The sequence below is a fragment of the Rhizobium sp. GN54 genome, from assembly GCF_021026345.1.
GTDB lineage: Bacteria > Pseudomonadota > Alphaproteobacteria > Rhizobiales > Rhizobiaceae > Mycoplana.
The window spans coordinates 529,407-551,098 of record NZ_JAJNCZ010000002.1 but is presented as its reverse complement, the minus strand read 5'-3'; the positions used below and the strand labels follow the sequence as shown (position 1 = coordinate 551,098).

The 21,692-nt window shown below is 66.1% G+C and carries 20 protein-coding genes; 9 read left to right on the top strand and 11 right to left on the bottom strand.

The annotated features are described in order from the left end of the window. The 5 genes from LQK81_RS08590 to LQK81_RS08570 form a co-directional block, all read right to left on the bottom strand. A complete protein-coding gene (locus LQK81_RS08590) occupies positions 1 to 1,242 on the bottom strand; it encodes a cysteine desulfurase (protein WP_230805359.1) in 1,242 nt (413 codons plus the stop codon). Positions 1,243 to 1,255: 13 nt separating this feature from the next. Beyond that, positions 1,256 to 2,530: a Fe-S cluster assembly protein SufD gene (sufD, locus tag LQK81_RS08585; RefSeq protein ID WP_230805357.1), complete on the bottom strand. Its 1,275-nt coding sequence runs from the start codon at positions 2,528 to 2,530 to the stop codon at positions 1,256 to 1,258. Between the two features lie 19 nt (positions 2,531 to 2,549). Next, positions 2,550 to 3,305: a Fe-S cluster assembly ATPase SufC gene (sufC, locus tag LQK81_RS08580; RefSeq protein WP_230805355.1), complete on the bottom strand. Its 756-nt coding sequence runs from the start codon at positions 3,303 to 3,305 to the stop codon at positions 2,550 to 2,552. Positions 3,306 to 3,374: 69 nt separating this feature from the next. Beyond that, on the bottom strand, positions 3,375 to 4,844 hold the full coding sequence (gene sufB, locus LQK81_RS08575) for a Fe-S cluster assembly protein SufB (RefSeq protein WP_230805353.1): 1,470 nt from the start codon (positions 4,842 to 4,844) through the stop codon (positions 3,375 to 3,377). A 135-nt stretch (positions 4,845 to 4,979) separates the two neighbouring features. Then, positions 4,980 to 6,149 carry a cysteine desulfurase family protein gene (locus LQK81_RS08570; RefSeq protein ID WP_230805351.1) on the bottom strand — a complete coding sequence of 390 codons (1,170 nt, stop codon included), beginning with the start codon at positions 6,147 to 6,149 and terminating at the stop codon, positions 4,980 to 4,982. 219 nt (positions 6,150 to 6,368) lie between these two features. Here LQK81_RS08570 and LQK81_RS08565 point away from each other — a divergent pair, with 219 nt between their 5' ends. The 3 genes from LQK81_RS08565 (at position 6,369) to LQK81_RS08555 (ending at position 7,720) form a co-directional block, all read left to right on the top strand. After that, complete coding sequence (locus tag LQK81_RS08565) at positions 6,369 to 7,046, top strand: alpha/beta hydrolase (protein WP_230805350.1); 678 nt, start codon at positions 6,369 to 6,371, stop codon at positions 7,044 to 7,046. A 90-nt stretch (positions 7,047 to 7,136) separates the two neighbouring features. Further along, a complete protein-coding gene (locus tag LQK81_RS08560; RefSeq protein WP_230805348.1) occupies positions 7,137 to 7,427 on the top strand; it encodes a ribbon-helix-helix domain-containing protein in 291 nt (96 codons plus the stop codon). A gap of 2 nt (positions 7,428 to 7,429) precedes the next feature. Beyond that, complete coding sequence (locus LQK81_RS08555) at positions 7,430 to 7,720, top strand: type II toxin-antitoxin system RelE/ParE family toxin (protein ID WP_269064750.1); 291 nt, start codon at positions 7,430 to 7,432, stop codon at positions 7,718 to 7,720. Between the two features lie 23 nt (positions 7,721 to 7,743). On the opposite strand, the gene LQK81_RS08550 is transcribed toward LQK81_RS08555, so the two are convergent. Further along, positions 7,744 to 8,877, bottom strand: coding sequence for an anhydro-N-acetylmuramic acid kinase (locus tag LQK81_RS08550; protein ID WP_230805344.1), 1,134 nt, complete (start codon positions 8,875 to 8,877; stop codon positions 7,744 to 7,746). Positions 8,878 to 8,977: 100 nt separating this feature from the next. Between LQK81_RS08550 and tyrS the strand changes: the two genes are divergently transcribed. After that, positions 8,978 to 10,231: a tyrosine--tRNA ligase gene (gene tyrS / locus LQK81_RS08545; RefSeq protein ID WP_230805342.1), complete on the top strand. Its 1,254-nt coding sequence runs from the start codon at positions 8,978 to 8,980 to the stop codon at positions 10,229 to 10,231. Positions 10,232 to 10,347: 116 nt separating this feature from the next. On the opposite strand, the gene LQK81_RS08540 is transcribed toward tyrS, so the two are convergent. Next, a complete protein-coding gene (locus LQK81_RS08540; protein ID WP_230805340.1) occupies positions 10,348 to 13,740 on the bottom strand; it encodes a DUF3971 domain-containing protein in 3,393 nt (1,130 codons plus the stop codon). 155 nt (positions 13,741 to 13,895) lie between these two features. On the opposite strand from LQK81_RS08540, the gene bcp reads away from it, so the two are divergent. The 5 genes from bcp (at position 13,896) to LQK81_RS08515 (ending at position 18,683) form a co-directional block, all read left to right on the top strand. Then, entirely contained in the window at positions 13,896 to 14,363 is a 468-nt protein-coding gene (gene bcp / locus LQK81_RS08535) for a thioredoxin-dependent thiol peroxidase (RefSeq protein WP_230805338.1), read from the top strand. Positions 14,364 to 14,367: 4 nt separating this feature from the next. Then, positions 14,368 to 15,213 (top strand): ferritin-like domain-containing protein, encoded by an 846-nt coding sequence (locus LQK81_RS08530; RefSeq protein ID WP_230805337.1) that lies wholly within the window; start codon positions 14,368 to 14,370, stop codon positions 15,211 to 15,213. A gap of 91 nt (positions 15,214 to 15,304) precedes the next feature. Beyond that, positions 15,305 to 16,606 (top strand): M23 family metallopeptidase, encoded by a 1,302-nt coding sequence (locus LQK81_RS26335; protein WP_230805335.1) that lies wholly within the window; start codon positions 15,305 to 15,307, stop codon positions 16,604 to 16,606. A gap of 177 nt (positions 16,607 to 16,783) precedes the next feature. Then, complete coding sequence (locus LQK81_RS08520) at positions 16,784 to 18,259, top strand: DEAD/DEAH box helicase (protein WP_230805333.1); 1,476 nt, start codon at positions 16,784 to 16,786, stop codon at positions 18,257 to 18,259. A gap of 10 nt (positions 18,260 to 18,269) precedes the next feature. Then, the gene (locus tag LQK81_RS08515) at positions 18,270 to 18,683 is read left to right on the top strand and encodes an NUDIX domain-containing protein (protein WP_230805331.1); all 414 of its coding nucleotides are present in this window, start codon (positions 18,270 to 18,272) and stop codon (positions 18,681 to 18,683) included. Between the two features lie 13 nt (positions 18,684 to 18,696). Here the strand turns inward: LQK81_RS08515 and LQK81_RS08510 are convergent, their stop codons facing one another. From LQK81_RS08510 to LQK81_RS08495, 4 genes are read right to left on the bottom strand one after another with little or no spacing between them, the layout of a single operon-like run. After that, the gene (locus tag LQK81_RS08510; protein ID WP_230805330.1) at positions 18,697 to 19,026 is read right to left on the bottom strand and encodes a TfoX/Sxy family protein; all 330 of its coding nucleotides are present in this window, start codon (positions 19,024 to 19,026) and stop codon (positions 18,697 to 18,699) included. Positions 19,027 to 19,028: 2 nt separating this feature from the next. Next, positions 19,029 to 20,660 carry an NTP transferase domain-containing protein gene (locus tag LQK81_RS08505; protein ID WP_230805329.1) on the bottom strand — a complete coding sequence of 544 codons (1,632 nt, stop codon included), beginning with the start codon at positions 20,658 to 20,660 and terminating at the stop codon, positions 19,029 to 19,031. After that, on the bottom strand, positions 20,657 to 21,355 hold the full coding sequence (locus LQK81_RS08500) for an XdhC family protein (protein WP_230805328.1): 699 nt from the start codon (positions 21,353 to 21,355) through the stop codon (positions 20,657 to 20,659). The genes LQK81_RS08505 and LQK81_RS08500 overlap by 4 nt, the downstream gene beginning before the upstream one ends. Beyond that, on the bottom strand, positions 21,355 to 21,684 hold the full coding sequence (locus LQK81_RS08495) for an XdhC family protein (protein WP_230805327.1): 330 nt from the start codon (positions 21,682 to 21,684) through the stop codon (positions 21,355 to 21,357). Before LQK81_RS08495 ends, LQK81_RS08500 begins: the two co-directional genes overlap by 1 nt. Positions 21,685 to 21,692: the final 8 nt, after the last annotated feature.

Here is a 21,692-nt window from a genome sequence, read left to right as displayed (position 1 = left end):
TCAGGCGAAGAACTTGCGGGCATGGTCGAGCGCGTCGGCCAGGATATCCACCTCGGCACGCGTATTGTACATGCCGAAGGATGCCCGGCATGTGGAGGTCACCCCGAAGCGTTTCAAGAGCGGCTGGGCGCAATGGGTGCCGGCGCGCACCGCCACCCCTGCCCGGTCGATCACCATCGAGACGTCGTGGGAATGGATGCCCTGAAGCTCGAAAGAGAAGATCGAACCTTTGCCCGGCGCAGTCCCGAAGATTTTCAGCGAATTGATCGCAGACAGCCGTTCATGCGCGTAAGCCGCAAGATCCGCCTCGTGCGCGGAGATCGCCGCACGTCCGACCTTCTCCATGTAGTCGAGCGCGTAGCCGAGCCCGATCGCCTGCACGATCGGCGGCGTTCCGGCTTCGAAACGGTGCGGCGGGTCGTTATAGGTGACGATGTCCTCGGTCACCTCCACGATCATCTCGCCGCCGCCCTGGAACGGCCGCATCTCGCGCAGCCGATCCTTCTTGCCGTAGAGCACGCCGATGCCGGAGGGGCCGTAGAGCTTGTGGCCGGTCATCACGTACCAGTCGCAGTCGATGTCCTGCACGTCGACCGGCAGGTGCACGGCCCCTTGCGAGCCGTCGACCAGCACCGGAATGCCGCGCTCGCGGGCGATCCTGCAGATCTCCTTGACCGGCACGATCGTGCCGAGCGCGTTCGACATATGCGTGATCGCGATCAGCTTCGTCTTCTCCGTCAGGCACTTGACGAAGTCCTCGACATGGAAGGCGCCGCTGTCGTCTACCGGCGCCCAGACAAGCTTCGCCCCCTGCCGCTCGCGAATGAAATGCCAGGGCACGATGTTGGAATGGTGCTCCATGATCGAGAGCACGATCTCGTCGCCCTCGCCGATGACAGGCATGCCGTAGCCGTAAGCGACCGTATTGATCGCTTCCGTCGAGGACTTGGTGAAGACGATGTCATCGACCGACGGCGCGTTCAGGAAGCGCCGCACTTTCTCGCGCGCCGCCTCGTAGGCTTCCGTCGCCGCATTGGAGAGGAAGTGCAGGCCGCGATGCACGTTGGCATATTCGTTCGAATAGGCCTCCGAGATCGCGTCGATCACCACCTGCGGCTTCTGCGCCGAGGCGCCGTTGTCGAGATAGACCAGCGGTTTGCCGTAGACCTGTCGCGACAGGATCGGAAAGTCCCGCCGGATGGCATCGACGTCATAGGCGGAAACCGGCTTGATCTGGTTCATCTCGGCAATCCCATCACGCGTGCTTTTCCAGCCAGTCGGAGATCACGCCTTCCAGCGCCTCGACCAGCGTTTCGTCTTCCAGTTCCTCGACGATCTCGGCGACGAAGGCGTTGACCAGCATGGCACGAGCCCGGTTTTCCGGAATGCCGCGCGCCATCAGGTAGAACAACTGGGTGTGGTCGATGTCGATCACGGTCGCGCCATGGCCGCACTGGACGTCGTCGGCGAAAATCTCCAGCTCCGGCTTGGCGGAAAATTCCGCATCGTCGGAAAGAAGAAGCGTGTTGCACGACATCTTCGCGTCCGTCTTCTGCGCATCCTGGGCGACGCAGATCTGCCCCTGGAACACGCCGCGGGCGCGGTCGAGCACGACGTTGCGGATCACTTCGCTGGACGTCGTGTGCGGAACGTCGTGGCTGACGGTGAAGGTCACGTCGGTGTGGCTCTCGCCGCCGAGAAGGTTGATGCCGCGCAGCGTCAGGTCGGCGCCCTCGCCGGTCACGCCGATATGGATCTCCTGCCGCACCAGCTTGCCGCCGCCGTTGATGACGTAGAGCCTGAGCTTCGCGTCCGCGCCGAGTTCGGCCTTGAACTGCGCCAGATGCGTGTCGGCCTCGCCTTCGGACTGGAAGATGATCCAGGTAACCTCGGCGCCATCGGCAAGCGTCACGTCGGTGACGGAGGTGACGAGTGCCGCCGCCTCGCCAACGGCGAGGTGCCGTTCGATCACGGTCGCCTTCGAGCCCGCGCCGAAGCGGACCGGGAAACGGGTATTGACCTGGCCGCAGTTCTGCACCGACTGGATCTCGATCGGCCCCTCGACCACGAGCCCGTCTTCGAAATCGATCGAAAGCCCGTCGCGGACGAAGGAGCCGTTGATCCGGCCGATCACGTCGTCGCCGTCACGGGCGACGAGATCGGTCGCAGCCGAACCGTCGAGCAGCGCCTCGCCATAGGAGCGGACAGTGATGCCTTCCTGCATCACGCGGGCATGTGCCTTGCCGTTGACGACCGACAGCACTGCCGAGCCCGGCACGATCGGATCGACGCGGCCGGCATCGGCGCCGCGCACGAAGGCCGGCACGGCCCTGAGCAACGCCTTGAGGTCGGTATAGTGCCAGGCCTCGACGCGGCGGGTCGGCAGTCCGGCCTTCTTCAGGTCGCTGAGCAGCGTGTCGCGGGCGAGCAAGGTCGCGCCGTCGCCGGGGAGTTCGCCCAGCTGCTCGTTGTAGATGTCGACCAGCGCCGCTTCCGCCGCCGTCAACTTGATCCCTGCTTGCATGTTCATGGATCGCGTCCTTCCCGGCTCAGGCGGCTGCCTCGATAATGTCGGCATAGCCATTGGCTTCGAGTTCGTGCGCCAGCGTCTTGTCACCCGACTTGATCACCTGGCCCTTGTAGAGCACGTGGACGGTGTCCGGCACGATGTAGTCGAGCAGGCGCTGGTAGTGGGTGATGACAATGACCGAGCGATCGGGGGAACGCAGCGCGTTGACGCCGTCGGCGACGATCTTGAGCGCATCGATGTCGAGGCCGCTGTCGGTTTCGTCGAGGACGCAGAGCTTCGGTTCCAGCAACGCCATCTGCAGGATTTCGGCACGCTTCTTCTCGCCGCCGGAAAAGCCGACGTTGAGCGGCCGGCGCAGCATCTCGGGCGAGATCTGCAGCTCGTTGGCCGCTTCCTTTACGCGGCGCATGAAGTCCGGCGTGGAAAGCTCGTCCTCGCCGCGCGCCTTGCGCTGCTCGTTCATGGCCACCTTCAGGAACTGCATGGTGGCGACGCCCGGGATCTCGACCGGATACTGGAACGCCAGGAAGATGCCCTTGGCGGCGCGCTCGGCCGGATCGAGCTCGAGGATGCTCTCGCCGTTATAGAGGATGTCGCCCTCGGTGACCTCGTAGTCCTCGCGGCCCGACAGGATGTAGGACAGCGTCGACTTGCCCGAGCCGTTCGGCCCCATGATCGCGGCGACTTCGCCGTCCCGGACGGTCAGGTTCAGGCCGCGGATGATCTCGGTGCCGTCCTCGGCGATGCGTGCGTGCAGGTTCTTGATTTCAAGCATGAATGTATCCTCTGAGGGATCGAATGGGACATGGCGCGCGTCGGCGCGCCCGATTTCTCAACAAGGGCGCTAGCCGACCGAGCCTTCCAGCGAGATGCTGATCAGCTTCTGCGCCTCGACGGCGAATTCCATCGGCAGTTCCTGGATCACTTCCTTGACGAAGCCGTTGACGATCAGCGCGATCGCCGCCTCTTCCGGGATGCCGCGCTGCAGGCAATAGAACAGCTGGTCCTCGGAGATCTTCGACGTCGTCGCCTCGTGCTCGAACTGCGCCGAGGAATTCTTCGCCTCGATGTAGGGCACGGTGTGCGCGCCGCAACGGTCGCCGATCAGCAGCGAATCGCACTGGGTGAAGTTGCGCGCGTTCTCCGCCTTGCGGTGGGTCGAGACCTGGCCGCGATAGGTGTTCTGCGACACGCCGGCGGCAATGCCCTTCGAGATGATGCGGCTCGACGTGTTCTTGCCGAGATGAATCATCTTGGTGCCGCTGTCGATCTGCTGGTGGCCGTTCGACACCGCGATCGAATAGAACTCGCCGCGCGAACCGTCGCCGCGCAGGATGCAGGAAGGGTACTTCCAGGTGATCGCCGAACCGGTTTCCACCTGCGTCCACGAGATCTTGGAGTTCTTGCCGCGGCAATCGCCCCGCTTGGTGACGAAGTTGTAGATGCCGCCCTTGCCTTCCTTGTCGCCCGGATACCAGTTCTGGACGGTGGAATACTTGATCTCGGCATCGTCGAGCGCGACGAGTTCGACCACGGCTGCATGCAGCTGGTTCTCGTCACGCTGCGGCGCGGTGCAGCCCTCGAGGTAGGACACGTAGGCGCCCTCCTCGGCGATGATCAGCGTGCGCTCGAACTGGCCGGTGTTCTTCTCGTTGATGCGGAAATAGGTCGAAAGCTCCATCGGGCAGCGAACGCCCTTCGGCACGAACACGAACGAACCGTCGGTGAAGACCGCCGAATTCAGCGTCGCATAGAAGTTGTCGGTCGTGGGCACGACGGAGCCGAGGTATTTCTTCACCAGTTCGGGATGTTCGCGGATCGCTTCCGAGATCGACATGAAGATCACGCCGGCCTTCTTCAGCTCTTCCTTGAAGGTGGTGACGACGGAGACGGAATCGAACACGGCGTCGACGGCGATCTTCGACGTCTGGACGCCGGCCAGGATCTCCTGCTCGCGCAGCGGAATGCCGAGCTTCTCGTAGGTCTTGAGGATTTCCGGATCGACCTCGTCGATCGACTTCGGCCCCGTCTGGTTCTTCGGCGCGGCGTAGTAATAGAGGTCGTTGAAGTCGATCTTCGGATAGTCGACGCGCGCCCAGGTCGGCTCCTCGAGCGTCAGCCAGCGGCGATAGGCCTCAAGCCGCCATTCGAGCATCCAGTCGGGTTCGCTCTTCTTGGCCGAAATGAAACGGATAATGTCCTCGGAAAGGCCCTTCGGCGCCTTCTCCATCTCGATCGTCGTCTCGAAGCCGTATTTGTACTGGTCGACGTCTATCAGACGGACCTGATCGATCGTTTCCTGCACAGCAGGCATGTCGTTCTCCAATCTCGCCGGATCCAAGGTCCGGCAGCTTGTCAACGTGTGGCGGGTATCCGCCGGTTATGTAGGCGCCAGAAGGAGCTTTTCACACCTTTTGGCAAGCAGAAACTTGTGTTTCCGCAACTTTCGTCAGGCCGCCGCGACATCGCGTCGCCGCCGGCCCGCAATGCGTCCGAACGCCTCGAGGAAGCGCTCGACCTCGGCTTCCGACGTCTCGGGCCCGAGCGAGACGCGCAACGCCCCGAGCCCGGTGTCGAAACCCATCGCCGTCAGCACGTGGCTGGCACCCACCTTGCCGGACGAGCAGGCCGAGCCGGCCGACAGCGCGATGCCCTCGAGATCGAAGGCGATCTGCCCCGTCTCCGCCTTCAGCCCCGGTAGACTGAAAAAGGTCGTGTTGCACAGGCGCGAAACGTCGCGGCCGTGGATGACGACGGCGGCGGCGATCTCGGCCATCCGCGCCTCCATATGGTCGCGCAGGCGCGCGATCTGTCCGACGCGCTCCGCCATGCCGTCAAGTGCCGCGCGCGCCGCCACCGCAAAGCCCGCGATCGCGGCCGCGTTCTCGGTGCCGGAACGGTGGCCCTTCTCCTGCCCGCCGCCATGGATCAGCGGCCGCGGCATCAGGACCTCGCCGCGCGACACCAGCGCGCCGGCCCCCTTCGGGCCGCCCAGCTTGTGCGCCGACAGGATCAGGAAGTCTGCATCGAGCCCGGCCATCGACAGCGGCAGCCGGCCGGCTCCCTGCACGGCATCGACCACCAGAAGCCCGCCGCGCTTGTGCACGATCGCAGCCGCCTCGGCCACCGGCTGGACGATGCCGGTCTCGTTGTTGGCGAGCATGAGGGCGACCATCGGCAGGCCGGACGCCGTATCGTGGGCGTCGAGCAAGGCCTCCAGCGCCGCAAGATCGACGACGCCCGCCGGCGTCACCGCGATCTCCGTGACCTGGTCGGCGGCGAACCTGCCGCCCTCGCGCACCGCAGGATGCTCGATCGCCGAGACATAGAGACGGCCGATCGAAAGCGGCGTGCGGCCCATGCGGAATTCCGGCGTCAACACCGTATTGGCTGCCTCGGTGGCGCCGCTGGTGAAGGTGACGTGCGCGGCCTCCGCCCCGGTGAGGGCCGCGATGTCGCGTCGCGCCGCATCGATCAGCGCCCGCGCCGCCCGGCCCTCGCCGTGGACGGAGGACGGGTTGCCATCGAGCTCGAGCGCGGCCAGCACGGCCTGGCGGGCGGCAGCCGAAAGCGGCGCCGTCGCGTTCCAGTCCAGATATGTCCTCACCCTCTCAGGCATGATCGAAAAGGCTCCGATAGCGTCTTGGGCAGTGCGGCGAGCATTTTCCTTGAAATTTCCGCCGGGCTTGCCGTATGAGACGAACCTCAGGCACGCAGACAGCGTAGCAAAGTTTCGAACGGTTCTAAACTGGTTTCTAGAAAAGCTGACTGGTTTCGTCAAGACTTCCAGCGCCATCGAAACGGTTTTTGATCCTCAAAAGAACGTCTCGGAGTACGAATGCCCGAAATCATCTTCAACGGACCCGCCGGTCGCCTCGAAGGCCGCTACCAGCCTTCCAAGCAGAAGAACGCCCCGATCGCGATCATCCTGCACCCGCACCCGCAGTTCGGCGGCACGATGAACAACCAGATCGTCTACCAGTTGTTCTACATGTTCCAGAAGCGCGGCTTCACCACGCTCCGCTTCAATTTCCGCGGCATCGGTCGCAGCCAGGGCGAATTCGACCATGGCGCCGGCGAGCTTTCCGATGCCGCCTCCGCGCTCGACTGGGTGCAGAGCCTGCATCCGGATTCCAAGAGCTGCTGGGTCGCCGGCTACTCCTTCGGCGCCTGGATCGGCATGCAGCTTCTGATGCGCCGGCCGGAGATCGAAGGCTTCATGTCGATCGCGCCGCAGCCGAACATCTACGACTTCTCCTTCCTCGCCCCCTGCCCGTCCTCCGGCCTGATCATCAACGGAGATTCGGACAAGGTCGCCCCCGAAAAGGACGTCAACGGCCTGGTCGAGAAGCTGAAGGCGCAGAAGGGCATCCTGATCACCCACAAGACCGTCCCCGGCGCCAACCACTTCTTCAACGGCCAGACGGAGACCCTGATGGCCGAATGCGAAGACTACCTCGACCGCCGCCTCGCCGGCGAACTGACGCCGGAGCCTGCCGCCAAGCGGATCAGGTAGAGCGCTCAATTCAATCGGACCTGTCATGCGACCGCCGGAGAAATCCGGCGGTTTTTCGCTTCCCGGGCGCGCATTGAGCAGGCGAGCCAAATGGACTATCTTTCCATGGACCAAATGCGGGAAGCCCTGATGACCAAGCATACCATCGCCCTGCCGGAACCGATTGCCGAGTATGTCGGCAGACGCTTGGCAGACGGTCACTACGCATCTCTGAGCGAATATCTTGCAGACCTCGTCGCCAAGGAAATGGCCGAGCGGGAAGCCGCGGTCGAACAGTTGCGGGAACTTCTGGACGAGGCGGAAGACAGCGGCGTCAGCGAGCGCCGGCTCGACGAAGTTCTCGCATTCGCGCGTTCCGGCAGCAAAAGAACGGTACGCTGAGGTTGAAGGCCCTCCGGTTCACACGGATGGCCGAAGACGATCTCGCGTCAGCTTACGACTATACGGTCGCGAATTTTGGCACCGCGCAATGGGATTCCTATGAACGCAGTCTGAAGACGGCGCTTGCCGATCTTCCGAACCATCCCGCACTCGGAATCGACTTTTCTGCCGTTCGCCCGAATGTCCGACGGCTCATTCATCGCGGCCACGCGATCTACTACCGCATCGAGATTGACCATATCCTCGTGCTGCGCATACTCGGCATACGACAGGATTCCGGACGCCATCTCTGACGATCTTTCCTGATTGCCGGCGATCACGCTGGGGCTGCGCGACGCACCACCACCCCACCCGTAACAGCCGCCTTCACACCCGTGGTCCCGGGAAACGTCAGCGGCAGCCCATCCAGCGCACGCACCGCCAGATAGGCCCAGGCTTCCGCTTCTATGCTGTCGCCATCCAATCCCGCGTCCTCCGCCGGGATCACCCGCGCCCCTTGCTCACCTGCAAGGTCGCCGAGATCGCCCATGATGATCCGGTTCAGCCGCCCCCCGCCGCAGACCACGTAGGTCTTTGGAGGCTGCGGCAAATGTCCGGCGGACTTCAGGATGGCGGCGGCGGTGACATGGGCGAGCGTCCGCGCGCCGTCCTCCAGCGTCGCCTCCCCGCCTGCCGGCGGAGCAAAATCGTTGCGGTCGAGCGAACGCCGCACGGCCGCGGTGAAGAAGGGATGGTCGAGATAGCGGGCGGCAAGGCCGGCGACGATCCGGCCTTCGCTGGCGATCATCCCGCCCTGGTCGAAGGGAATGCCGGCCTGCGCCTCGACCCACTGGTCGATCAGCGTGTTACCGGGCCCGCTGTCGAAAGCGACAATCTCGCCGTCCGCGCCGACATAGGTCAGGTTCGAAATGCCGCCGATATTGACGAAGACGACCGGAAAGGCGCAGCCATCAGGCAGGTTGCGGGCGAGCGCCGCATGATAGACGGGAATGAGCGGCGCGCCCTGCCCGCCATGGGCCATGTCGTTCGCCCGCATGTCATAGACCACGTCGATGCCGGTCTCACGTGCAAGCAGCCCTCCGTCGCCGAGTTGCACCGTCAGGCCCTCATCGGGCCGGTGCAGCACCGTCTGTCCGTGGAAGCCGATCACGTCGACATCGGCCTTCCTCAACTCGTTGGCACCGAGGAACGAAGCGACGGTCGCCGCATGGCGCAGCGTCAGTTCGCGCTCGACATCTGCGAGATCGCCCGGCCGATCCTGCCTGCGCCCGATCGCCTTCGCCGTCTCCAGCGCCGCCTGAAGCCGCTTGCGGAAGGCCGGATCGTAGGAGACGCCCATGGCCGGTCCCCGCTCGACCGCACCCTCGCCGTCCGTCTTCACGAGCGCGACGTCGATGCCGTCCATGCTGGTGCCGCTCATCAATCCGATCGCGGTTCGTATGCGTCCCATGGCGAAAATCCAGAATCACTTTTGGAGTGATTATGCGCAAAAACAGTGCTAGATGCCCCGCCATTCGTTCGCATATCTCCCCCTGCAAGAGAGAAGACCAATGTCGGGTTTCAAGTCAGATTTCCTCCGCACGCTCAGCGAGCGCGGTTTCATCCACCAGATCTCGGATGAAACCGGCCTCGACGACCTGCTCTGCAAGGAGACCGTGACGGCCTATATCGGCTTCGACCCGACCGCGCCGAGCCTGCATGCCGGCGGCCTTATCCAGATCATGATGCTGCACTGGCTGCAGCAGACCGGCCACCGCGCGATCTCGCTGATGGGCGGCGGCACCGGCATGGTCGGCGACCCCTCCTTCAAGGACGAGGCGCGCCAGTTGATGACGCCGGAGACGATCGCCTCCAACATCGCCTCGATCAAGAAGGTATTCTCCAGCTACCTGACCTACGGCGACGGTCCGAAGGACGCGCTGATGATCAACAATGCCGACTGGCTGCTCGGCATCAACTACCTCGAATTCCTGCGCGACGTCGGCCGCCATTTCTCGGTCAACCGCATGCTGTCCTTCGACAGCGTCAAGACGCGGCTCGACCGCGAGCAGTCGCTGTCCTTCCTCGAATTCAACTACATGATCCTGCAGGCCTACGACTTCGTCGAGCTGAACAGGCGTACCGGCACGCGCCTGCAGATGGGCGGCTCCGACCAGTGGGGCAACATCATCAACGGCATCGACCTCGGCCACCGCATGGGCACGCCGCAGCTCTACGCGCTGACCTCGCCGCTCCTGACCACCGCTTCCGGCGCCAAGATGGGCAAGTCGGTCAATGGTGCCGTCTGGCTGAACCCGGACATGCTGTCGGCCTATGACTTCTGGCAGTACTGGCGCAACACCGAGGACGCCGACGTCTCCCGCTTCCTCAAGCTCTACACGACGTTGCCGATGGACGAGATCGCGCGACTGTCGGCACTCGGCGGCGCGGAGATCAACGAGGTCAAGAAGATCCTCGCCACCGAGATCACCGCCATGCTGCACGGCCGCGAGAATGCCGAGCAGGCGGCGGAGACCGCGCGCAAGACCTTCGAGGAAGGCGCGCTTTCCGAAAACCTGCCGTCCGTCGAGGTGCCGACGGCGGAGCTCGAAGCCGGAATCGGCCTCTTGTCGCTGATCGTCCGCGCTGGTCTCGCCGCCTCCAACGGCGAAGCCCGCCGGCATGTTCAGGGCGGCGCCGTCAGGATCAACGACAAGGCCGTCAACGACGAGCGCATGACGATCGGCTCCGGCGAGGTGACGGCCGACGGCGTCGTCAAGCTGTCGCTCGGCAAGAAGAAGCACATGCTGGTGCGGCCCGCCTGAGACGGGCCGTTCGGCAAGCAAGCCGCCAGTTCCCTCTTCTCCCCATTGGGGAGAAGGTGGCCCGAAGGGCCGGATGAGGGAGCGCCGCGACCTCGAAGTCGGCGGCTGCCGCCCCCTCAAAACTCGAAGATGTTCCGGAATACGCCCGGTGCGATGACCGACAGCGGGTTGATCATCAGCCGCGGCTGGTCGAACGGGCCGGTGAGCTTGAAGGTGATGCCGATCAGGCCGCGGTCGCTGCCGTTGCCGAGGATGAAGCCGATCAGCGGCAACTCGGCGAACAGCCGGTTGAGCCCGTAGGCCGGCATGAACGTGCCGGTCATCTCCATCTGCCCGCTGGCGTTTCGCACCATGCCCTGGAAGGTGGCCCCGACCGCATCACCCCGCACCACACCGTTTTCCACCCGCAGCGTACCGTCCTTGGAGACGACGAAGGCAAAGCCGCGCTCGAACCGCATCGAACTCGTGTCAATCTCGCTTCGCACCGCCTCGTTCAGGCTCTTGCCACCGGCAGGCGTGGAGACGATCGAGCGCAGCTTCTCCTCGCCCTCCAGCCGGAACTGGCGGATGTCAACCGGACCGCGCCAGGCGCCGTCGGCGCCGCCCTTCAGCTTCATGTTCAGCAGACCGCCACCCATGTGCCGGTAGAGGTTCGAAAGCCGCGCGAGTGCCCCGGCATCGCCGGTGGTCACTTCCAGCGTCTGCTCCGCGCCGCCCTTCGAAAGCTTCGCCACGACGGCCTGGCCGCTGCCGGTCACGCCCGTCAAGTCGAGGCCGGAAAGCCGGGTGCCGTCGTGCGCATAGGCGAGCTTGAAGCTGCGAAGCGTCTCCCCGTTGAAACCGACGACCCGGCCGATATCGGCGCGGACGGAAACCGAGACGCCGCCGGTGCCGCCGCCCCCCGCCCCGCCCGGGCTGGATTTCAGCCGGGCGAGCACGGGCCGCACGTCGGCCGTGTCGCCCTCCACCTTGACGGCATAGCCCGATCGGGTCCGTTCGAGGTTGAGGGCGTAGCTGTCCTGCGCCGAGAGGCGGACCTTGTCGAAGCGGGCGGCACTGAGGCCGCCGTCCTTGAGCGACACGTCGCCGGCGATGGTGAAGCCGTCGCCGGAGAAATCGAAATCAGACAGGCGCGTCACGCCGTCCACCGGCGTCCCCAGCGCAAACGTGGCCTTGGCCGGCACGCCGGCGCCCTTCTCCCAGCCGATCCACGGCAGTTGCACGAGGCTCCGGCCGAGATCCGTCTCGACCCTGTGGCTGCCGTCCGGCGCGGTCGAAACCGCGATCCCGACGGGACCGGCGATCAGGTCGGCAACCCCCGGAAACAGCCGGGTCCGGTCCTTCTCCGAAATCGTGCCGGTCACGGTCAGGTCCCGTTTCAATCCGGCCGTCTGGCTGACGGGCTCGACGAGCACGACGTCGAGCGGCACCCCGTCGATGCGCGCCTTGGCCTTCAGGTCGGCCCGCACCGGATTGACGACGAGGTTTCCCTCGACCTCCGTGATCGTGCGGCCGGCGATCGGCGTCTTCAGGTCGACGCCGAGCAGGTCGATGTCGGCCGTCCATTGCGGCGGCGGCGGGCTCTGGTCGCGCACCAGCCCGAAGCGCGCCCTGACATTCGCCTTCACCGGACCGGAAAAGTCGTCGGGTGTGAACGGCGTCTTCTTGAGCACGTCGATCGGACGGTAGGTGATCAGTTCGGCGATCGCGTCGCCCGCCCCGGAAATGTCGAGGTCCATCTCCGCCATCAGCGGTCGCACATAGGTGTCCGGCAGCCGGAACGTGCCGCCGGTGACCGCCACAGACCGGCCCGACCCCATGAAGGCGGTGCCCCCGGTCAGGGCGATATCGAGATGTTGCCCATGCAGTTCGAAATGGCCGGCGGCGTCCCGCAACGGCGGGATGTCGCCGGCGATGTTGAGGCGCGTGTTGGTGATGTCGAAGGTGATGGTCAGTTCGCCTTCGCGCAGTTGCAGGCGGCCATCCGGATCGGGCGGCCGGTCCGCGGCCATCGACACCTCGATGCGCCCGTTCGTCACCGTGCCGCCGTAGATGTTGGCGATCACCCACTGGCGGGCCCGTCGGCCGAGCCAGTAGGGCCACATCTGCTTGACCGTGGTGGCATCCAGCGTGTCGCCGACCATGGCGAAATTCACCGCCGGCTTCTGTCCCCCGAACGTGATCCCGAGCGAGCCGGCAAGCGAGCCGCGCGGGGTCGAGACGCCGAGTTCGTCGAACAGGACCTGCTTCGTCGGCGGCAGCAGCCGGCCGGAAGCCTTGGCCTCGAAGCGGACGGGCGTTGCACCCGTGTCGATCGGCGCGCTGACGGCATCCTCCACGAGAACGTCGATGCCGAAACCAGGCCCTGCCTGGCCCGGCAGGCGATCCAGGTCGATGAGCCCGCCAGTGAAGGGGAAGGAGGACGCGCCGACATGCACCTCCGACTTGCCGATCTCGACCGCACGGCGTTCATAGTCGTAGTAAGCCACGATCCGGCTCGGCTCGATGTCCGCCGCCCCGCCGCCGAGATAGAGCGTGCCGCCCTCGGTGGAAACGGCAAGGTCCAGCCGCGGCTTGCTCCCCTCGCCGCCGCGCGCCGCCGAGAGGGAGACGGTCGCCTGCGCGTCCACGCCGGTGCGAATCTCGCCCTCCGCCGCGTGCCGCAGGGTGAAGCCGCCGGTGGGAATGCCGGAAATCTCGCCGCGGATCTCGCCCTTGGGGCCCGTGCCGCTGGCGATCAGGTCGATCTGGCCTTCCTTGCCGTCAAGCTGGTAGCGCCCCTCGATCGACAGGTCCCCGCCCCTGTCCCGGGCGAAGGTGAGGCGCTCGACAGCAAGCGTCATCGGTCGCCCCTCGGCCCCGGTGACCGGCAGCGACAGGTTCGTGACGCGAACGCGCGACAGGCCGGAGCCGGACACCATCGTCCGGAACCGCTCCAGCGCCGCAAACGCCGTCTCCTGGTAGGACGGCACGGCGTCGAGCCGCAGGGTGGAAAAATCGATCGGCGGCCCCTTCGGCAGCATCGCCGGGTTGAACATCGCCCCGTCTATGTCCAGCCGCGAAGGCGCGACCCGGCCGGTCAGAAGCGCCAGCGGATCCAGCACGATCCCCACCGCGCTGGCATTGGCGACGTTCTCGCCATCCTCCTTGCGGTCGAAGGACACGTTCTCCGCCCGCAACGCCAGTCCGCCGAAACTGGAGAAGCGGATCACCGTCTTCTCCACCTCGGCTGTGTAGTTGGGGCCGACCGCGCGGTTGAGCGCCGCCAGCGCACGGGTGTTCAGCGTGCTGTCGACCAGTCCGCTTTCCACCGTTGCCACGACCAGAAGCACGACAAGGGCGGTGATACCGGCAAGGCAGGCGACAAGCCGCGTCAGTACGGAGAAATGGCTGGGCCGGTCGGTGCAGTGAAGAATCACCGGCTCATGCGCCTGCGCGGACGGAAGCGCGTGCAGGGACACGATATCGTCCCGCCCGAACCTCACCTTCTCGCCGCGGATGTCGCTCATGTCGCGGTTGTTCCGTTCATCGTGTCGGCACGCCGACGTCGCCTCGCCAGCCAGATGCCCCGCCGGCCGAATGCGACTGGACGATTCCTGCGGGCACTATATACCGGGGATCGGCTCCGCATGACCCAAAAACCTGTCCAAAGAAAGGAAATACCATGGCGGAATTGTCTTCGGGCGCGCCCGCGCCGGATTTCTCCCTTCCCGCCGACGGCGGCGGCGAGGTATCGCTGGCCGGACTGCGCGGAAAGCCGGCGGTTCTCTTCTTCTATCCCAAGGACGACACCGAGGGCTGCACTGTGGAAAACATCGCCTTCTCCGCGCTGATCGGCGATTTCGCGGCAGCAGGCGTGGCGGTGCTGGGCATCTCGCCGGATCCGGTTCGCAAACACGACCGCTTCAAGGCGAAGCACGACCTGAAGGTGACGCTCCTCTCGGACGAGGACCATCACGTGCTCGAGGCCTATGGTGTCTGGAAGCAGAAAAGCATGTACGGCCGCACCTATATGGGGGTGGAGCGGACCACGTTCCTGATCGACAAGGACGGGGAGATCGCCGAGATCTGGCCGAAGGTGAAGGTGGCGGGTCACGCGGAAGCCGTGCTGGCGCGTGCGAAAGAACTTTAGGAAAATGCCACATATTTCTGAAAAAACGTCACTTCCATCGATCCAAAGCCTGCGCGGCGGCGCCACGCTGGCAATCCGCTCCGCCGATCTCGACGCAAAGACCGAACTGACGCAGGAGACGGCGCGGCGCTGGTTCGCGCGCACGCTCTCCGTCCGCTCCCCGCTCGACCCGCCGCTTCCCGATCGCCCCGGCCGGCCGGATCGACCGGAACTGGTGCCGCCGAAGAACATGAAGAAGCGCTCGCTGCACACGCTCAAGGGCCGCATCGCGCTCCTGCACGCGCTGGCCCATATCGAGCTCAACGCCATCGACCTCGCGCTCGACATCGTCGCGCGTTTCACCACCAGAGGCGTGCCCCATTCCTTCTTCGACGGCTGGATGCAGGTGGCCTTCGAGGAGGCCAAGCACTTCCGCCTGATCCGCGACAGGCTGCGCGCGCTCGGCGCCGACTATGGCGACCTGCCGGCCCATGACGGCCTCTGGCAGGCCGCCCACAGCACCCGCAACGACCTGACCGCCCGCCTTGCCGTCGTCCCCCTGATTCTCGAGGCGCGCGGACTGGACGTGACGCCCGTGCTGCAGGAGAAGATGCGCGAGACCGGCGACATCGAGAGCGCCGATATCCTCGACGTCATCTACAATGACGAGAAGGGCCATGTCGCCGTCGGCGCCAAGTGGTTCCGCTTCCTCTGCGCCCGCGAAAGAAAGGACCCCGCGGCGACCTTCCAGCAACTCGTGCGCGTCAACTTCCGCGGATCGCTTAAGGCACCCTTCAACGACGTCGCCCGCGCCGAGGCCGGACTGACGCCGTCCTTCTATCGCAGCCTCGTTTCCGTCAGCCAGAGTTAACGATCCGCCCGCCTCCGCAAAGCTTTGTTAACCTTAACCGTGTGTAATTCCGGACAACCAAGGGGCAGTGCATTGGTTGTCGGGGGTTGTGGTGGCGGATCGTCCTGAAAATCGGGTCTTCGGCAGGAAAGAGCCGCAGCATATCATCATCCTCGCCTCCGGCGACCGCATCCGCCACATGACCGTCCGCCCCTGGATGCTGGCTGTCGCCTTCTGCTTTGCCGGCATGTTCACCGTCGGATACCTCGCCGCCACTTCCTATCTCGTGCTGCGCGACGGCCTGATCGGTGCCACCATGGCCCGGCAGGCCCGCATGCAGCATGACTACGAGGACCGCATCTCCGCACTCCGCGCCCAGGTCGACCGGGTGACGAGCCGGCAGCTTCTCGACCAGCAGGTGGTCGAGGAGAAGGTCGAAAAGCTCTTCCAGCAGCAACTGGCGCTGACCGAACGCAACGGCAAGCTCGACACCCTGCTGAACCGCGCCGGCGACGCCGGCCTTTCAGGCACGGCCGAGCCAGAATTGCAGCCGGCCGAACCGGCCTATGGCCGCCGCGCCGAGGCCGCCCCCGGCCTGAAGGCGATCGATCGGTTGCTCGGCAGGAGCACGGCGGCAGCCGCGCCGCGACAGGCATCCGCAGCAGCCCTGGCCTATGCCGCTCCGGGCGAATCGGTTGCCGACCGCACCGACCGGATGTTCTCGAAGGTGACGCTGTCGCTGAAGGACATCGAGCGCCAGCAGCTCTCCCGGATCACGTCCCTGACGGCGGGCGCCGCCGAGACGGCCGATGCGATCGAACGGATCCTCGCCCGCAACGACATCGCCGTGCCGGCCGAAGGCGGCACGGAAGCGGCCGGCGACGCGATCGGCGGTCCCTTCGTCGAGCCGGAAACCGGCGACGGCTTCGAGACCTCGCTCGGACAGCTCGACACCGCCCTCAACCGGCTGGAACTGATGCGCGGAACCGTGCGCCGTCTGCCCTTCGCCAACCCCTCGCCCGGCAGCCAGGTGTCGAGCCGCTTCGGCAATCGCACCGATCCCTTCCTCGGTCGCCTGGCCCTGCATGCGGGTATCGACTTCCGGCTGCCCGTCGGCAGCGCCGTCCAGGCGACCGGCTCGGGCACGGTCGTCACCGCGGGCCGCACCGGCGGCTACGGCAATCTCGTCGAAATCGACCACGGCAGCGGCCTTTCGACCCGCTACGCCCACCTGTCGCGGGTTCTGGTCAAGGCCGGCGACACGGTGGACGCGGGCGAGACGATCGGGCTGTCAGGCTCCACCGGCCGCTCGACCGGTCCGCACCTGCATTACGAGGTCCGCCGTCACGGTCGTGCCAGCGATCCCGCCCGCTTTCTGTCGGCCGGCAACAAGCTTTCCACCTACATGAATTGAGGGGTCGGGCGCGAGCCGGCAGGTGGGCTTAACCTTCGCTTCACCTGCCGATCTGCAAGAATCGCCCGTTTCCTTGACTTTCCGGCGCTTTCGGACTATGTGCGCTGCATCCAGCGGGCATCCCTTCAGCTGAAACACCAAGCGTTCGCAAGAACCGGAACGGAAACAGATTTCCCTTTGACCACTTTTTCAGATCTTGGCCTGAGCCAAAAGGTACTTTCCGCAGTCACCGACGCGGGCTACACGATTCCCACTCCGATACAGGCCGGGGCGATCCCGCCCGCGCTGCAGCGCCGGGATATCCTGGGGATCGCGCAGACCGGCACCGGCAAGACGGCGTCCTTCGTGCTGCCGATGCTGACGATCCTGGAAAAGGGCCGGGCCCGGGCGCGCATGCCGCGCACGCTGATCCTCGAGCCGACCCGTGAGCTGGCGGCCCAGGTCGCCGAGAACTTCGACAAGTACGGCAAGAATCACAAGCTCAACGTCGCGCTCCTGATCGGCGGCGTCTCCTTCGACGAGCAGGATCGCAAGCTGGAGCGCGGCGCCGACGTGCTGATCGCCACCCCCGGCCGCCTGCTCGACCATTGCGAGCGCGGCAAGCTCCTGATGACCGGCGTCGAGGTGCTGGTGATCGACGAAGCCGACCGCATGCTCGACATGGGCTTCATCCCCGACATCGAACGCATCGCCAAGCTCATTCCCTTCACCCGCCAGACCCTGTTCTTCTCCGCGACCATGCCGCCGGAAATCCAGAAGCTGGCCGACCGCTTCCTGCAGAACCCCGAGCGCATCGAGGTGGCCCGCCCCTCGTCGACCGCCGCGACCGTGAGCCAGCGCTTCGTCGCTGCCCACGCCAAGGACTACGAGAAGCGTTCCAAGCTGCGCGACCTGATCCGCGCCCAGGAAGACCTCAAGAACGCGATCATCTTCTGCAACCGCAAGAAGGACGTCGCCGATCTCTTCCGCTCGCTCGACCGGCACGGCTTCTCCGTCGGCGCGCTGCACGGCGACATGGACCAACGTTCGCGCATGACCATGCTGGCGAACTTCAAGGACGGCAACATCAAGCTGCTCGTCGCCTCCGACGTCGCAGCCCGCGGCCTCGACATTCCGGACGTCAGCCACGTCTTCAATTTCGACGTGCCGATCCACGCGGAGGACTATGTCCACCGCATCGGCCGCACCGGCCGCGCCGGCCGCTCGGGCGCCGCCTTCACGCTCGTCACCAAGCGCGACACCAAGTTCTCCGACGCCATCGAAAAGCTGATCGACAAGAAGGTCGACTGGCTGGACGGCGATCTTTCCGCTCTTCCCGTCCTGACGGAAACCGACGAACGCGAGAAGCCCCGCAAGGGCGGCCGTGGTCGCGAACGGGATCGTGATCGCGAGCGTGGAAACAGTCATAAAAGCGACAACCGCCGCGACGACAATGGCAAGGATGCCATCGCAGCGGACAAAGGGAGCGATACCGTGAAAGCCGACCGCCACAACGACACGAGGCCGAGCCAGCCGGTACGCAACCAGCGTCCTGCCAACGACGACAACCGCGACCGCCGCAGCCGCTATCGCCGCGACGAGGACGACGGCCCGACGCCGGTCGGCTTCGGCGACGACATCCCGGCCTTCATGCTGATCGCCGGCAAGGCCTGATCCGCTTCCCGTGCCCGTTCCAGGCTCCGAAGTTACCGGCGTTGGCTGCGGCCTCGCCGTGGTCCGTGACGGTCGGCTGCTGCTCTATCGCCGCACGCGCGCGCCGGAAGCCGGCCACTGGAACATCGTCGGCGGCAAGGTCGACCACATGGAGCATTCGCGCGACGCGGCCCGCCGCGAGGCCGAGGAAGAGACCGGCCTCTCCTTCGGCCGGCTCGATTTCCTTTGCCTGTCGGAACAGATCATCGCGGCGGACAACCAGCACTGGCTGTCGCTGATCTACGTCACCGAGGACTTTTCCGGCGAGCCGCAGGTGATGGAACCGGACAAGCTGCCGGAATTCGGCTGGTTCACCCTGAACGACCTGCCCCAGCCGCTGTCGCGCTTTACTGCCGCGGCGGCCGCCGCACTCCGCGCGCGGTAACACCCGCTGCGCCTCACTTCTTCACGCCGGCGCGAACGGCCGCCTCGAGCGCAAGCCGGACCCAGCAGGCCATCAGGTCCGGATCGTCGAAGGCGTCGTCGGGAATGCTCCAGTACGGCATGCGCAGCGGCGCGCCGGTCTTCTTTCCCTCATAGACCCATTGTCGGCAGCCGGAGAGCTCGAATTCGGGGATCGTCACCTCGTCAGCCTTGAGCAGCACCTCTCCATCCACCTCGAGCGCGACGATCAGGTCGCCGGCATAGATCCCCTTGCCGCCGAACATGCGCTTGATCGTCACCGGCCCCAGCGACTGGAACATCTCCTCGATCGCATCGTTGTCCATCGCTACCCCTTCAGGACGCCGCCGGCCTCGGCGATCGCCTCGGGCGTGTCCACGTCCAGATGCGCGGCCGGGCCGATCTCGACGTCGATGATGTCGAGGCCGGACGTCTCGATGATCTGGCGCGCGCCGACGTCGCCGGAAAGCGCCCGGACGGCCGGAAAAGTCGCGCGCGGAAGGATCACCGGATTACCGCGCTTGCCGGCGGAGACGGCCCGCACGATCGTATTGCCGCCGGCGCCGGCAAAGGCCTCGATCAGCCTTGCGAGGTCCGCCGCGGTCACGCCGGGCATATCGGCGAGATGGACCAGCACGCCGTCGCAATCGGCCCCCGCCGCGTCGAGGCCGGCGTTCAGCGACGTGGACATGCCCTCCCTGTAGAGCGGATTGCGGACGATTGCCGCCGGCAGGCCGGCGACGGCCGCCTCGATCTCCCAGGCCCGGTGGCCGGTGACGAGCACCACCCGCGACGGCGATGCCTCGATGGCAGCCACAACCGACCGGCGCACCAGCGGTATGGCATCGAACTCGGCGAGCAGCTTGTGCCGCCCGCCGGCGCCCATCCGCCGCGCCTGCCCGGCGGCCAGCACGACGACCGCGACGTTCCGCGCAGCGTCACTGCCGCCCCGGCGCTCGCCCTTGACCTCGCGCGGCCGCGGCCGGGTCGGGATTTCGGCGAGCAGCCCGCCAACGCCCATGCCCGTCAGTTCCGCCCGTCCCGGCGTCTCGCCGGCCATGATGCGGGCGAGCACCCAGTCGAAACCGTTCTCCTTGGGACTGCGCGCACAGCCCGGCGCGCCGATCACCGGCGTTTCGCCGATATGGCCGAGGACGAGCAGGTTGCCGGGATCGACAGGCATCCCCACCTGCTCGACACGGCCACCGGCCAGCCGGATCGCGGCCGGGATCACGTCGCCCGCGTCGGAAACGGCCGACGCTCCGAAGACGATCACGAGATCGTTGTCGCGCGATGCCGGTCCGAGCGCATCGGCAAGGGCAGCCGTCTCGTGCGCCACCCGCGTCTCGCCGCCGAGCCTGCTTCCCGACGGCGACAGCCTGTGTTCCAGAAGCAGCCGTGTCTTGTCCATCACGCTCGGCTTCAGCGACGGGAGCACGGTGGCGATCAGGCCGACCCGGCGCGCCGCAAACGGCTTGACGAGGAGCGCGCCGGCACCGGCGAGCGCCGCCGTCGCCCGCTCGACCGCGTCCCCGGCCACCGCCAGCGGAATGATCTTGATCGTCGCCACCATGTCGCCCGGGCGCACGGTCGCGTGATCGGGCAAGGTCGCGATCGTGATCGCGGGGTCGACGCGGTTGAAACTGTCGATCGCGACCCGGTCGGCGATCAACAGCCCGTCGACGGCGGCATGAATGTTGACGCGGCCGGTCGACGGCGTTGTGAAGGTCAGGTGATCCGGGCCGATCGCCGCAGCCAGCCGTGCGGCGGCGGCATTCTCGTCGAGGTCGCCGGGCTCAAGGCGCACGGCGAAGACATGCTCAACGCCCACGGCCAGCAGCAGCCGGCAGTCCGCCTCGGTGAGCCTGTGCCCCTTGGAGAAGGACACGCCGTCGCCGCGCACCCCGTGCGCCAGGATCGTTCCGGCCGCCGCTTCGGCGGGCATCTCCCCGAAGATCATGCCGCCCCCCGATTGAGTTCCCGCCGGCGGAAGGCCTCGATCACCTCCGCGAGGATGGCGACGGCGATCTCCGCCGGGCTTGCCGCGCCGATGTCGAGGCCGATGGGCGCGCGGATGCGTTCGATCGCAGCCGCGTCCATGCCCGCCCCGAGCAGCCGCTCCACGCGCCTGGCATGCGTCTTCCGGCTGCCGAGCGCACCGACATAGAAGCAGCCCGCCTCAAGCGCCGTACGGATCGGGAAATCGTCGATCTTCGGGTCGTGCGTCACCGCCACCAGCGCGGTATAGGCATCGAGCGGCCGCTGCTTCAGCACGTCCTCCGGCCAGTCGGCGACGAGATCGACGCCGGCAAAGCGTTCCTCGGTGGCAAAGGCGGTCCGCGGATCGACGATCGACAGATCGAATCCGGCTACCTTCGCCATCGCCGCCAGCGCCTGGCTGATATGGACCGCGCCGATCACGACGATGCGCGGCGGCGGCAGGTGGACGTTGAGGAAATAGCTGCGGCCCTCGACCTCGACCACGCCCGACCGGCCGGAGCGGAAGGCGGCCGTGATCGCCTCGCCCAGCGGCCCGACCACGGCATCCGCCTCGCGCACGATCCGGTCACGTCCGTCGCCGAGATCCGTCAGGGACACCACGGCGCGGCGGGCACGGCGCTCGGCATTGAGCTTGCGAAGACAATGCGGATCCATCAGCCGAGCCGCTCCAGATAGACGCGGATGCGGCCACCGCAGGAAAGCCCGACCCGCCAGGCCGTCTCGTCGGCAACGCCGAATTCCAGCATCCGCGGCTCGCAGCTGTCGATCACGTCCTGCGCCTCGGTGATGACCGCGCCCTCGACGCAGCCGCCCGATACCGATCCGTGGAAATTGCCGTCGGCGTCGATGACGAGGTGGCTGCCGACCGGCCGCGGCGCCGAACCCCAGGTTTCGACCACGGTGGCGACCGCGACGGTGCGGCCGTCATCCATCCAGCGCTCCGCCACGGCCAGCGGATCGAGGGTATCTGTCGCGTCATCCATGGCAACCT

Coding starts and splice junctions, on each gene's coding strand:
- LQK81_RS08590 (WP_230805359.1), bottom strand. CDS start 1,242: ATGAACCAGATCAAGCCGGTTTCCGCCTATGACGTCGATGCCATCCGG.
- sufD (WP_230805357.1), bottom strand. CDS start 2,530: ATGAACATGCAAGCAGGGATCAAGTTGACGGCGGCGGAAGCGGCGCTG.
- sufC (WP_230805355.1), bottom strand. CDS start 3,305: ATGCTTGAAATCAAGAACCTGCACGCACGCATCGCCGAGGACGGCACC.
- sufB (WP_230805353.1), bottom strand. CDS start 4,844: ATGCCTGCTGTGCAGGAAACGATCGATCAGGTCCGTCTGATAGACGTC.
- LQK81_RS08570 (WP_230805351.1), bottom strand. CDS start 6,149: ATGCCTGAGAGGGTGAGGACATATCTGGACTGGAACGCGACGGCGCCG.
- LQK81_RS08565 (WP_230805350.1), top strand. CDS start 6,369: ATGCCCGAAATCATCTTCAACGGACCCGCCGGTCGCCTCGAAGGCCGC.
- LQK81_RS08560 (WP_230805348.1), top strand. CDS start 7,137: ATGGACTATCTTTCCATGGACCAAATGCGGGAAGCCCTGATGACCAAG.
- LQK81_RS08550 (WP_230805344.1), bottom strand. CDS start 8,877: ATGGGACGCATACGAACCGCGATCGGATTGATGAGCGGCACCAGCATG.
- tyrS (WP_230805342.1), top strand. CDS start 8,978: ATGTCGGGTTTCAAGTCAGATTTCCTCCGCACGCTCAGCGAGCGCGGT.
- LQK81_RS08540 (WP_230805340.1), bottom strand. CDS start 13,740: ATGAGCGACATCCGCGGCGAGAAGGTGAGGTTCGGGCGGGACGATATC.
- bcp (WP_230805338.1), top strand. CDS start 13,896: ATGGCGGAATTGTCTTCGGGCGCGCCCGCGCCGGATTTCTCCCTTCCC.
- LQK81_RS08530 (WP_230805337.1), top strand. CDS start 14,368: ATGCCACATATTTCTGAAAAAACGTCACTTCCATCGATCCAAAGCCTG.
- LQK81_RS08510 (WP_230805330.1), bottom strand. CDS start 19,026: ATGGACAACGATGCGATCGAGGAGATGTTCCAGTCGCTGGGGCCGGTG.
- LQK81_RS08505 (WP_230805329.1), bottom strand. CDS start 20,660: ATGATCTTCGGGGAGATGCCCGCCGAAGCGGCGGCCGGAACGATCCTG.
- LQK81_RS08500 (WP_230805328.1), bottom strand. CDS start 21,355: ATGGATCCGCATTGTCTTCGCAAGCTCAATGCCGAGCGCCGTGCCCGC.
- LQK81_RS08495 (WP_230805327.1), bottom strand. CDS start 21,684: ATGGATGACGCGACAGATACCCTCGATCCGCTGGCCGTGGCGGAGCGC.